Source organism: Micrococcus sp. HSID17227 (genome assembly GCF_003989405.1).
Classification (GTDB): domain Bacteria; phylum Actinomycetota; class Actinomycetes; order Actinomycetales; family Micrococcaceae; genus Micrococcus; species Micrococcus luteus.
Window position 1 is genome coordinate 1 of sequence record NZ_RBLN01000050.1, and the last position, 11,189, is coordinate 11,189.

At 72.9% G+C, this 11,189-nt stretch carries 11 protein-coding genes and 1 pseudogene; 3 read left to right on the forward strand and 9 right to left on the reverse strand.

What is annotated here, in order from left to right; all coding sequences use genetic code 11:
* The coding region (locus D8M29_RS04565; RefSeq protein ID WP_148111521.1) for a histidine phosphatase family protein at positions 1–180 on the reverse strand (180 nt) is incomplete at its 3' end.
* A 126-nt stretch (positions 181–306) separates the two neighbouring features.
* Here D8M29_RS04565 and D8M29_RS04570 point away from each other — a divergent pair.
* Positions 307–1,047, forward strand: a complete 741-nt coding sequence (locus tag D8M29_RS04570; protein ID WP_036384318.1) for a hypothetical protein — start codon at positions 307–309, stop codon at positions 1,045–1,047.
* A gap of 6 nt (positions 1,048–1,053) precedes the next feature.
* On the opposite strand, the gene D8M29_RS04575 is transcribed toward D8M29_RS04570, so the two are convergent.
* The 3 genes from D8M29_RS04575 to D8M29_RS04585 form a co-directional block, all read right to left on the reverse strand.
* Positions 1,054–1,323 carry a glutaredoxin family protein gene (locus D8M29_RS04575; protein ID WP_036384316.1) on the reverse strand — a complete coding sequence of 90 codons (270 nt, stop codon included), beginning with the start codon at positions 1,321–1,323 and terminating at the stop codon, positions 1,054–1,056.
* A gap of 95 nt (positions 1,324–1,418) precedes the next feature.
* Positions 1,419–1,517, reverse strand: coding sequence for a 30S ribosomal protein bS22 (locus D8M29_RS04580; protein WP_005504750.1), 99 nt, complete (start codon positions 1,515–1,517; stop codon positions 1,419–1,421).
* Positions 1,518–1,680: 163 nt separating this feature from the next.
* Positions 1,681–2,934 (reverse strand): acetoin utilization protein AcuC, encoded by a 1,254-nt coding sequence (locus D8M29_RS04585; RefSeq protein WP_036317274.1) that lies wholly within the window; start codon positions 2,932–2,934, stop codon positions 1,681–1,683.
* Positions 2,935–3,070: 136 nt separating this feature from the next.
* Here D8M29_RS04585 and D8M29_RS04590 point away from each other — a divergent pair, with 136 nt between their 5' ends.
* Together D8M29_RS04590 and D8M29_RS04595 are read left to right on the forward strand one after the other, a co-directional pair.
* Positions 3,071–4,546, forward strand: a complete 1,476-nt coding sequence (locus D8M29_RS04590; protein ID WP_036317276.1) for a TrkH family potassium uptake protein — start codon at positions 3,071–3,073, stop codon at positions 4,544–4,546.
* Positions 4,539–5,216 (forward strand): TrkA family potassium uptake protein, encoded by a 678-nt coding sequence (locus tag D8M29_RS04595; RefSeq protein ID WP_152743364.1) that lies wholly within the window; start codon positions 4,539–4,541, stop codon positions 5,214–5,216. The genes D8M29_RS04590 and D8M29_RS04595 overlap by 8 nt, the downstream gene beginning before the upstream one ends.
* A 15-nt stretch (positions 5,217–5,231) precedes the next feature.
* Here the strand turns inward: D8M29_RS04595 and proC are convergent, their stop codons facing one another.
* The 5 genes and pseudogenes from proC to D8M29_RS04620 form a co-directional block, all read right to left on the reverse strand.
* Complete coding sequence (gene proC, locus D8M29_RS04600; RefSeq protein WP_036317279.1) at positions 5,232–6,062, reverse strand: pyrroline-5-carboxylate reductase; 831 nt, start codon at positions 6,060–6,062, stop codon at positions 5,232–5,234.
* Positions 6,059–6,946: a sugar phosphate isomerase/epimerase gene (locus D8M29_RS04605; protein ID WP_036341218.1), complete on the reverse strand. Its 888-nt coding sequence runs from the start codon at positions 6,944–6,946 to the stop codon at positions 6,059–6,061. The genes proC and D8M29_RS04605 overlap by 4 nt, the downstream gene beginning before the upstream one ends.
* A gap of 2 nt (positions 6,947–6,948) precedes the next feature.
* Positions 6,949–7,971 carry an exopolyphosphatase gene (locus D8M29_RS04610; protein ID WP_036341216.1) on the reverse strand — a complete coding sequence of 341 codons (1,023 nt, stop codon included), beginning with the start codon at positions 7,969–7,971 and terminating at the stop codon, positions 6,949–6,951.
* A gap of 5 nt (positions 7,972–7,976) precedes the next feature.
* Positions 7,977–10,811, reverse strand: a complete 2,835-nt coding sequence (gene topA / locus D8M29_RS04615; protein ID WP_036341214.1) for a type I DNA topoisomerase — start codon at positions 10,809–10,811, stop codon at positions 7,977–7,979.
* Positions 10,812–10,953: 142 nt separating this feature from the next.
* A pseudogene (locus D8M29_RS04620) lies at positions 10,954–11,189 on the reverse strand (methyltransferase); the annotation flags it as partial.

Consider the following 11,189-nt stretch of genomic DNA (forward strand, 5'->3'; position numbering starts at 1 on the left):
GACGACGGCGGGCGCCCGGCCGGTCTGCGCGGCACGCTCCTCGAACCACGCGGCCACGCCCCGGGCCATCTCGTGGCCGAGCTCCGAGAGCCTGAACTCCGGCAGGCGGCCGTAGAGGACACGATCGGGGTTGTGGACTTCTCCGTGGCGGACCAGGTGGACGGTGGCGAGCGTCTGCATGGGGCCAGTCTGGCAGAGGCGGACCGGCGGCCCCGGCGGTAGCGTGGGGCACAGCTCGGCGCGACCGCGCCGCCAACCCCCGTCCGCACCGAGGCGCCGCGAGCGTCGGCGTCGCTAGGAGGCCCCATGTCCGGCACCTCGCCCACCGATCCCCACGGCAGCCAGAACCCGTACGGCGCCGACCCGTACGGCGCCGCCCCGCAGAGGCCGACCCCAGGCTCCCCCGACCCGGCGGGCGCGAGCCCGTACGGCCAGAACCCCTACGGCGCACCGCCGGCGACTCCGTACGGCGCCCCGGGCCAGGCGGGGATGCCCCCGGCCCCCTCCCCCCGCGGCCCGGCCGGCTGGCAGTCTCCCGGCCCGGTCGAGCTGCCCCCGCGACCGCGCTCCCTGACAGCCGCGTTCTGGCTGATCGTCTCGGGCGGCCTCCTGCTGCTGGCGACGACCCTGCTCGCGGCCTTCGCCCTCACCCAGCCGGAAGGTCAGGCAGCGATCCAGCAGGAGCTGGACCGGTCCGTCGAGCAGATGAATCTGCCCGCCGACCAGGCGGAGCAGATGCGCGCCATGATGGACGGGATGCTTCCGGCCCTCGCCACGACGGCGGCCGTGTTCGGCGTGGTCGCGTTCCTCGTCTACCTGTGGGTGGCGTTCGCGATCCGCGGCGGCTCGCGCGCCGCGCGCATCGTCGGAACGGTGCTGGCGTCCCTGTCCGTGCTGGTGCTGGTCTCCAACGCGGTGATGGGGGCGTTCAGCCCGCTGGACCTGGTGTGGGTGGGCCTCGGCGTCGCCGGCATCGTGCTCGCCTACCGCCCGGACGCCACGGAGTACATGCGGCTGAAGGCCTGGCAGCGCTTCGCGCGCCGCTGAGCCCGCTCAGGCCCGCGGGGCGTCCAGGTGCCGGCCCAGGCGGGCCGGGTCCACGCGCCAGAAGTCGCGCTGGACGCCGTCGACGAACAGCACGGGCACCTCGTCCGCGAACCGCTCGAGCAGGGCCGGGTGCGCGGCGCCGTCGACGGCCTCCCAGGCCTCGCCCCGCGCATCGCACACCTGCGCCACCGCGGCCTCGGCCTCGGCGCACAGGTGACAGCCGGGCTTCACGAGCAGCTGGACACGGGCGGTGGCGGCGGGCAGGTCGGCGGTCATGGCCCCACTCTACGGATCGCCGTCCACGACGAAGCCGCCGTCCCCCCGGAAGGGGACGGCGGCTTCGTCTCGTCAGCGCCCGGAGGGCGCGGGCGTCACTTCTTGTTGCGACGCTGGTGACGGGTCTTGCGAAGCAGCTTGCGGTGCTTCTTCTTCGACATGCGCTTGCGGCGCTTCTTGATCACAGATCCCATGGGGACTCCTTGAATCGGGGCGAGGGTCGGCGGTCGTGGGACCGCAGGCATCCGGGGCGCCGGACACGCCGACCCGCATTCCACCGGATGTGGAACGCCTGGAAACGTTCTCGGCCACAATACCGGCCGCACGGGCCGCGGTCGAACCGGGACGCGGGCCGGCTCAGTCGAACCAGGGGTCCAGCCCGTGCAGCGGGAACACCTCGCGGCGCGTGGCCATGATCGACTGGTCCACCGGGTCGGCCGGGTCGTAGCCCACCTCCCACGAGCGCCACCACACGTCCGCGTCCTCGCCCATCACGGTGGGGATCCGCTCGGCGTCGTCCCCCTCGTGCACGGACATGTCCCCGGTCAGCTCGTCCGCGGTGAGGGTCCGGACGTGCTCGATCCAGGCGGCGGGGATCTCGCTCTTCACCGGGATCGGGGTCTGCAGGACGGCGGCGGTCAGGTGGGCCCACGCGCGCGGCACCACCCGCAGCGGGTTGTAGCCGCCGCCCCCGGTGGCCAGCCACCGGCCGTGCGCGAACCGGTCGGCCCAGTCGCCGACGTCGAATGCGAGCTGGCGCTGGCCGTCCACGCTCAGCCGCAGGTCGGCGAGCGGGTCCGTGCGGTGACCGTCGCAGCCGTGCTGGCTGACCAGCACGTCCGGGGCGAACGCCTGCAGCAGCGGGGGGACCACGGCGTGGGCGGCGCGCAGGAAGCCGGCGTCGCCGGTGCGCGGGGGCAGCGCGACGTTCACCGCCGTGCCCTGGGCGGCCGAGCCGCCGATCTCGTTGGCGAAGCCCGTGCCCGGGAACAGGCTGATGCCCGTCTCGTGCAGGGAGATGGTGAGCACGCGGGGGTCGTCGTAGAAGATCGACTGCGTGCCGTCGCCGTGGTGCGCGTCCACGTCGACGTAGGCCACGCGCTCCGCGCCGAGGTCCAGCAGGCGCTGGATGGCCACGGCGCAGTCGTTGTAGATGCAGAACCCGGACGCCGAGGACCGGGCGGCGTGGTGCATGCCGCCCGCGAAGTTCACGGCGCGGTCCACCTCGCCGGACCAGATCGCCTCCGCGGCGACGAGGGAGCCGCCCGCGATCCGGGCGGCGGACTCGTGCAGGTCCGGGAACACGGGACAGTCCTCGGTGCCCAGGCCGAAGCGGCCGTCCTCGGCCGACGACGTCGCCGCGGCCCGGCGGACGGCGGCGACGTACTCGGGGTCGTGGACGAGGGCGAGCTGCTCGTCCGTGGCCACGGGCGGCTCCACGATCCGCACGTGGGGCGCGTCCAGCAGGCCGAACGCCTCCACGAGCCGGTGCGTGAGATCCAGCCGCAGGGGCGCCATCGGGTGCTCCGCGCTGAACCGGTAGCGGAGCAGGCTGGAGTCCCACACCACAGCAGCGGGGGTGGGAGCGGGAGGGGTGGACGTGGTGCTCATCACGGTCCAGCCTAGGGCTCCGGGCGGCACGGTGGCGACGATCGCCTCGGATGTCTCGCCCGCGTGACGCGCGGGCCACGGCGCGCGCGATACTGGGAGCCGGTCCGTTTCCCGTCCCCCGTGCAGGAGGTGCCCCGTGGCAGGTCCCCGTCCGACTCCGCACGCCCGCCGCCACGGCGGGGTGCGCCGGCCCGGCGGCCTCCCCCGGCCCGGCCAGGCCTCCACGCTGGAGTCCTCGACCGACCTGCGCACGGTGCTGCGGCGCTCGGGCCGCGCCGTCAGCTCCGTGGTGGGTGGCTCCCCGGCCCGCGCCGCCCTCTCCGCCTTCGCCCTCATGGCCCTGGTGTTCACCGGGCTCCTCGCCCTGCCGTGGGCCGCGGCGGACGGTCACGCCACCCCCCTGCACGACGCCATGTTCACCGCGGTCTCCGCCTTCTCCGTGACCGGTCTGACCACCGTCAACACGGCCGTGCACTGGTCCCCCGCGGGCCAGGTGATCATCCTCGTGGCCATCCAGATCGGCGGCCTGGGCATCCTCTCGATGGCCTCGCTGCTCACGCTGGCCGTCTCCCGGCACCTGGGCCTGAGATCGAAGCTGGCGACGCAGCAGGCGGGCATGACCTCCGGCAGTCTCGGCGAGGTCGGCCAGCTGCTGCGCGTCGTCGTCCTGACGGTGCTGACCGCCGAGGCCGCGCTGGCGCTCTTCCTCGTGCCGCGGTTCGCGGCCATCTCGGGTTCGTGGCTCACCGGCCTGTGGCACGGGGTCTTCTACTCGGTCAGCGCCTTCAACAACGCGGGGTTCAGCCTGCACGTGGACGGCCTGCCGGAGATCATGCACGACCCGGTGATCATCACGGTGCTCGGCGTCGGCGTGTTCTTCGGTGCGCTCGGCTTCCCCGTGGTCATGGTGCTGCTGGAGAAGGGGTGGCGGTTCCGGCAGTGGAACCTGCACACCAAGCTCACGGTCGAGGTGACGCTGGCGCTGCTGGTGCTCGGCGCCGTCGCCCTCTTCTTCTTCGAGGCGGGCAACCCGGCGACCCAGGCCGGGATGGGCTTCTGGCAGCGGGTCGGGCACTCGCTCTTCGGTTCCGTGATGACCCGCTCCGGCGGCTTCGCGATCGACGACACGAACGCGCACCGGCCCGAGTCCCTGCTGCTCATGGACGCGCTGATGTTCGTGGGCGGCGGGTCCGCCTCCACCGCGGGCGGCATCAAGGTGACCACGCTGGCGATCATGTTCCTCGCGATCGTGGCGGAGGCGCGCGGCGACCGCGAGGTGACGGCGCACGGCCGCACGATCGCCCCCGAGTCCCTGCGCGTGGCCATCGCGGTGCTCGCCCTCGGTGCCACCCTCGTGCTCGTGGCCACTCTGGCGCTGGTGCACATCACCGACGAGTCCCTCCAGCGGCCCCTGTTCGAGGTGATCTCCGCGTTCGGCACGTGCGGGCTCTCCGTGGGCGTCTCCGCGGAGAGCCCACCGGCCGGCAAGTACGTCCTGACGGCCATGATGTTCGCGGGCCGCGTTGGTACGATCACGTTCGCCGCCGCCCTGGCCCTGCGCCAGCGGCGCGTGCTCTACCGCTACCCCGTCGAGAGGCCGGTCATTGGCTGACACCCCGCAGCGCACCGATCCCAACGCCCCCGTGCTCCTCGTGGGGCTGGGCCGCTTCGGCGCCGCCACGGCCGAGGAGCTCGTCGCACAGGGCCGCGAGGTGCTCGCCGTCGAGCGGGACCCCGTCCTCGTGCAGCGCTACGCCCCCTCGTTGACCCACGTGGTGGAGGCGGACGCCACCGACTCCGAGGCCCTGCGCCAGCTCGGTGCGCAGGACTTCTCGACGGCGGTGGTCGGCGTGGGCACCTCCATCGAGGCATCGGTGCTGATCACCGTGAACCTCGTGGACCTGGAGATCCCCCACATCTGGGTGAAGGCGATCAGCGAGGCGCACGGCACGATCCTCAAGCGGATCGGGGCGAACCACGTGATCTTCCCGGAGCACGACGCCGGCGTGCGCGCCGCCCACCTCGTGAACGGGCGCATGCTCGACTTCATCGAGTTCGACGACGACTTCGCGATCGTGAAGATGTACCCGCCGGCCGAGTGCGTGGGCTTCACGCTCGCCGAGTCCAAGGTGCGCTCCAAGTACGGCGTGACCGTGGTGGGCGTGAAGACCCCGGGCGAGGACTTCACCTACGCCCAGCCGGACACCCGGGTGGGCCCGCGCGACACCCTCATCGTCTCTGGCCACACCGACCTCATCGACCGGTTCGCGGCCCGGCCCTGAGGCATGCCCGCGCCGTCAGGCCCCGAACTCCTCGGCCATCTCCTTGTCGCGCTGCGCGGCCGCGTCCATGGCACGGTTCACGAGGTCGCCCATGCCGCCGTCCAGGAACGCCTCCACGGCCTTCTCGGTGGTCCCGTTCGGGCTCATCACGGCCTTGCGCAGAGCCTCGGCCCTGGCCCCCTCCTGCTGGAGCATGATGCCGGCTCCCTTGACGGTGGCCGCGGCCATGGCCTCGGCGGAGGCGGCGTCCAGTCCCATCTCCGCACCGTGGGCGGCGATCAGCTCGGCCAGCAGAAACACGTAGGCCGGGGCGGAGCCGGCGGTCGCCACCACGGCGGAGAGCTGCTCCTCGGCCACCGGCACCACCAGGCCGGAGCCCTCGAAGAGAGCGCGCACGGCGGTGGTCTGCTCCTCGGTGACGCCCGGCCCGGGGGCCACGCCCACGACGCCGGAGCCCACCGTCAGGGGCGTGTTCGGCATGGTCCGCACGATCGGCTGCCCCGCCGGCAGCACGGCGGCCATGGTCGCGGCGGTGACGCCGGCTGCCACGGACACCACCACGGTCTCGGGGCGCAGCGACGGCGCCAGGTCCGTGAGGGTGGCGACCATGTCCTTCGGCTTCACGCCCACCAGGACGATGTCCGCCTCAGCGACCGCGGCATGGTTGGCGCGTTCGTCCCGCTCCTGGGAGGTCACGGTGACGCCGTGCTGCGCGGCGGCCTTCTCGGCGGAGGCGGCGGAGCGGGTGGTCGCGGTGACGTCCTCGGCGCGCACGGCGCCGGCCTCGAGGGCTCCGGCGAGGATCGCGCCGGTCATGGTGCCCAGGCCCAGGATGGTCAGCTTCATGGTCGGTCCATCTCCTTCGTGGTCGGGCGCAGAACGCCGCCGTCGTGGTGGTGGTCGGTCCCGCCGGCGGCCAGGTGCTCGCGGGCGAACGCGAGCGAGGCGGCGAGCATCTCCTCCCGCTGGCCCGCGTACTCCACGCCGCGCGTGCCCACCTCCACGCACACCGTGCCGGCCAGGCCCGCGGTCGCCAGGTGGCGCAGGGTCTCGGCCACGGGCTGGGTGCCCTCGCCGGGGACCAGGTGGTCGTCCTTGCCGGAGTCGTTGCCGTCGGTGAGGTGGACGTGCCGCAGCCGCGGGCCGAGCTCGCGGACGGCCGCCAGGGAGTCCGCCCGCGCGATGGCCGCGTGGGAGAAGTCCCAGCAGATGTGCTCGTACGGCTCGGGCAGCGGGTTCCAGTGCGGCAGGTACATCTTGGCCTTGCGGCCGTAGGCCCGCCACGGGTACATGTTCTCCACGGCGATCACGACGCCGGTCTCCGCCATGAGCTCGTGGATGCCCTCGGCGAAGCGCACCGCGTACGTGCCCTGCCAGCGGAACGGCGGGTGGGCGACCACGGTGGCCGCGCCCACGGCCTGCGCCAGCTCCACGGAGCGGCGGATCTTGGACCACGCGGAGCCCCAGACCTGCTGCGTGAACAGCAGGGTGGGCGCGTGGATGGAGTCGATGGGCATCCCGTGCCGCTCGGACAGCCGCGTCAGCCGCCGCGCGTCCTGGCTCCACGCGTTGTGCGTGACCATGACCTCCACGCCGTCGTAGCCGAGGTCCTCGGCGGTGGCGAACACGTCCTGGGTGCCCAGGGGGAACACGGACGAGGAGGACAGGGTCACGGGGATGTCCGCTCCGAAGCGCGCCGCGGGGGCCAGGTGCGCGGTGGAGTCCGGCATGGTCAGCGCACCCCCAGGCTCAGTCCCGGCAGGAGGGTGTCCGGGTTGAGGTTCACGTGGCCGACGCCGGGCCGGCCGTCCCGGGTGAGGTGGCCCTCGAGCATGAGCGCGTCGAGGCGGTTGAGGATCAGGCCCTCGCGCAGCGCCCACGGGCAGATCTCGAGCTGGGCGATGCCGAACGTGCGCATGGCCGTCAGCGCGACGATCGCCCCCGCGAACACCTGGTGCGCGCGCACGTCCGAGACGCCGGGCAGCTCCGCCCGCTCCGCGACGGTCATCGCCGCGAGGCGGTTCACCCACAGGTGCAGGTCGTCCGCGCGCAGGTGCCGCTTCACGAAGGGGCCCGCCGCCGACGGCGCCGCCCCGGTGATCCGGGCGAGGGAGCGGAACGTCTTCGAGGTGGCGGTGACCACCACGGGCGACTCGATGCGCGGGAAGGCCGTATACGCCTCCTCGAGTCGCTTCTCCACGTGCTTGCGGAGCTTCTTCACCGCCTTGGGGCTGGGCGGGTCCTCGAGCACCCAGTCGCGGGTGAGGCGGCCGGCGCCCAGCGGCAGGGACAGGGCGTGCGAGGGCAGCTCGTCCTGGCCGTAGGCGATCTCGAAGGAGCCGCCGCCGATGTCGAAGTTCAGGATGGAGCCGGCGCCCCAGCCCTGCCAGCGGCGCACGGCGAAGTACGTCATGGCCGACTCCTGGTCCCCCGTGAGCTCGGAGAGGTGCACACCGGTCTCGGCCTGCACGCGGGCCAGCACGGCGGCGCCGTTCGCGGACTCGCGGATCGCCGAGGTGCAGAACGAGATCATGTCCTCCGCCCGATGCTCCTCCGCGAACGCGGCGGCCTCCCGGACGAAGTCCACGAGCTCCCGCTGTCCCTCCTCCGTGATCGCCCCGTCGGCGTCCTGGTAGCGGATCAGCGGAAGGGAGCGCTTGTGCTCCGCGTAGGCGACGGGGCGGGCCCCCGGGTGGGCGTCCACGAGCAGCAGGTGGACGGTGTTGGACCCGATGTCCAGGACGCCGAGGCGCATGGCGCTCAGGCCTTCTTCCGCGCGGTGGTCTTCTTGGCCGGGGCCTTGCGGGCCGCCGGCTTCTTGGCACCGCCGCGGGTGGCCGGGCCCTTGGCACGCTTGTCCGCGAGCAGCTGGTAGGCCTCCTCCGCCGTGAGCTCCTCGGGCTGACGGCCGCGCGGGACGGTGATGTTGGTGACCCCGTCCGTGACGTACGGGCCGAAGCGGCCCTCCTTCACGGTGACCTTCTTGCCGGAGACCGGGTCCTCGCCGAACTCGGCCAGCGGCGGCTTGGCGGCCCCGCGGCCACGCTGCTTCGGCTGGGCGTAGATCTCGAGGGCCTGCTCCTGCGTGATGCTGAAGATCTGGTCCTCGGACTCGAGCGAGCGCGAGTCCGAGCCCTTCTTCAGGTAGGGCCCGAAGCGGCCGTTCTGGGCGGTGATGACCTCGCCCTCGGCGTCCGCGCCCACGACGCGCGGCAGGGACATCAGCTGCAGCGCCTGCTCGAGGGTCACGGTGTCCACGGACATGCTCTTGAAGAGGGAGCCGGTGCGGGGCTTCTCCTTGGCCGGCTTCTTCTTCGGCTTGGGCTTGCCGTTCTTGTAGTACTCGGTGGGCTGGGCGTCGAGCCAGGCCTGCAGCTCCTCCTCGGTCATCTCCGGGATGACCTCGGTGACGTAGGGCCCGTAGCGCCCGTCCCTGGCGACGACGGTCCGGCCCGTCTCCGGGTCCGTGCCGAGCTCGCGCTCGGAGGGCTGGGCGGTGGCGAACAGCTCCTCGGCCTTGGCCGGGGTGAGCTCGTCCGGGGCCAGGTCCTCGGGGACGTTGGCGCGCGGCGGGGTGGCGCCCGCCTCCGCGTCGGCCGGCAGCGACCGCTCCAGGTACGGGCCGTACTGGCCCACCCGCAGGGTGATGTCCTCGGTGATCGGCAGCGAGTTCACGGCCCGCGCGTCGATCTCGCCGAGGTTGTCCACCACGTGCTTGAGGCCCTCGACGCCCTTCTCCGTCTCCGCGGCGGGGGCCCCGAAGTAGAAGGTCTGCAGCCAGGCCTCGCGGCCGAGCTCGCCCGCCGCGATCCGGTCGAGGTCGTCCTCCATGCGGGCCGTGAAGTCGTAGTCCACGTACTTCGCGAAGTAGTCCTCGAGCAGCCCGATCACCGCGAACGCGGTCCACGACGGGACGAGCGCGGTGCCGCGCTTGGACACGTAGCCGCGGTCCATGATCGTGGAGATCGTCGGGGCGTACGTGGAGGGACGCCCGATCTCGCGGCGCTCCAGCTCGGCGACGATCGACGCCTCGGTGTAGCGGGCCGGCGGGGAGGTCTCGTGCCCGGTGGCCTCGATCGGGTCACCGGTGAGGCGCTCGCCCTGGGCCACCTGCGGCAGGCGGCGGTCCTTGGCCTCCGCGTTCTCGCCGTCGACCTCGGCGTCCCGGCCCTCCTCGTACGCGTCGAGGAAGCCCTTGAACGTGATGACCGTGCCCGAGGCGCTGAACTGCGCGAGGCGGCCGTCCTGCGCGGTGGCCGAGAGCCGCAGCGTGGCGGTGTAGCCCTTGGCGTCGGCCATCTGCGAGGCCACGGTGCGCTTCCAGATCAGCTCGTACAGGCGGAACTCGTCCGGGCGCAGCTCGGCCTTGACCTGGGCCGGGGTCCGGAAGGAGTCCCCCGCGGGCCGGATGGCCTCGTGGGCCTCCTGCGCGGTCTCGTTGCGCTTGGCGTAGACGCGCGGCTGGGCCGGCACGGCGTCCGCCCCGTAGAGCTCGGTAGCCTGGCGCCGGGCGGCCTGCACGGCCTCCTGCGAGAGGTTCACCGAGTCCGTGCGCATGTACGTGATGTAGCCGTTCTCGTACAGGCGCTGGGCCACCTGCATGGAGACGCGGGAGCTCATGCGGAGCTTGCGGGCGGCCTCCTGCTGCAGCGTGGAGGTGGTGAAGGGGGCGGCCGGGCGGCGGGTGTACGGCTTGTCCTCCACCGAGTCGACCGTGAAGTCCGCCCCGCGCAGACCCTCGGCCAGCGAGCGGGCGCCGGCCTCGTCCAGGTGGGTCACCTTCTTGCCGGCGGAGGCCTTGAGCCGCCCGGCGTCGTCGAAGTCGCGGCCCGTGGCCACGCGCTGGCCGTCCACCGTGCTGAGGCGGGCCGTGAACGAGCTGCCCACGGCGTCCGCGGCCTGCGCGCCCTCGGCCACCGTGAAGGTGCCCTCCACGCCCCAGTAGTGGGCGGAGACGAAGGCCATGCGCTCCCGCTCGCGCTCGACGACGAGGCGGGTGGCCACCGACTGCACGCGGCCCGCCGAGAGCCCGCGGGAGACCTTGCGCCAGAGCACCGGCGAGAGCTCGTAGCCGAACAGGCGGTCGAGGATGCGGCGCGTCTCCTGGGCGTCCACGAGGGCCGTGTCCAGCTCACGGATGTTCTCCAGACCGCGGCGCACGCCCTCCTTGGTGATCTCGCCGAAGGTCATGCGGTACACCGGCACCGTGGGCTTGAGGGTGTCCAGCAGGTGCCAGGCGATGGCCTCGCCCTCGCGGTCCGCATCCGTGGCGAGGTAGAGGGCCTCGGCGTCCTTGAGCTCGCGCTTGAGCTCGGTGACCTTCTTCTTCTTGTCCGGGTGCACCACGTAGTACGGGGTGAAGCCGTGCTCCGTGTCCACGGCGAACTTGCCGAACGGGCCCTTCTTCATCTCCGCCGGCAGGTCCGAGGGCTTGGGCAGGTCGCGGATGTGCCCCACGGAGGAGTCCACCACCCAGCCCTCGCCCACCGCGTTGAGGTACTTCGCGATGGACTTGCTCTTGGCCGGGGACTCCACGATGACCAGCTTCTTGCCCGAGGGCACGGGAGCGGTCACGGAAGCGGGGGGAGTGGACAACGGGTCCTCCTGGGACGGGATTGTTGCGGATCCGGGGCCGACGCGAGCCGACCCGCGTCCGCCGCGGACGGACGTCCCCACATCGTAGGGCGCGCTGACCACGATAACGCCCGGCGTCCCCGCGCCCGCCACCGCCCGATCGTCAGCCCTCCACCAGGAACCCGTCCTCGTACAGCTCCCGCAGCGCGGCCAGCAGGCCGGCCCGCCCGACGTCGTCCAGCTCCAGCAGCGCGGCGACCGCGCCCACCAGCTGCCCCACGGACAGCTCGCCGTCGCTGGCGGACAGCACGCCCGCCGTCGCGGTGTCCAGGCGCGCCACGCGCCGGAACCCGGAGCCCTGCCGGGCCAGGATCACCTCGGGGTGCTCCGCCCCGAACC

What these genes read in the sequence shown, in the direction of transcription:
- D8M29_RS04570 (WP_036384318.1), top strand. Translation starts at nt 307, where the DNA reads ATGTCCGGCACCTCGCCCACCGATCCCCACGGCAGCCAGAACCCGTAC.
- D8M29_RS04575 (WP_036384316.1), bottom strand. Translation starts at nt 1,323, where the DNA reads ATGACCGCCGACCTGCCCGCCGCCACCGCCCGTGTCCAGCTGCTCGTG.
- D8M29_RS04580 (WP_005504750.1), bottom strand. Translation starts at nt 1,517, where the DNA reads ATGGGATCTGTGATCAAGAAGCGCCGCAAGCGCATGTCGAAGAAGAAG.
- D8M29_RS04585 (WP_036317274.1), bottom strand. Translation starts at nt 2,934, where the DNA reads ATGAGCACCACGTCCACCCCTCCCGCTCCCACCCCCGCTGCTGTGGTG.
- proC (WP_036317279.1), bottom strand. Translation starts at nt 6,062, where the DNA reads ATGAAGCTGACCATCCTGGGCCTGGGCACCATGACCGGCGCGATCCTC.
- D8M29_RS04605 (WP_036341218.1), bottom strand. Translation starts at nt 6,946, where the DNA reads ATGCCGGACTCCACCGCGCACCTGGCCCCCGCGGCGCGCTTCGGAGCG.
- D8M29_RS04610 (WP_036341216.1), bottom strand. Translation starts at nt 7,971, where the DNA reads ATGCGCCTCGGCGTCCTGGACATCGGGTCCAACACCGTCCACCTGCTG.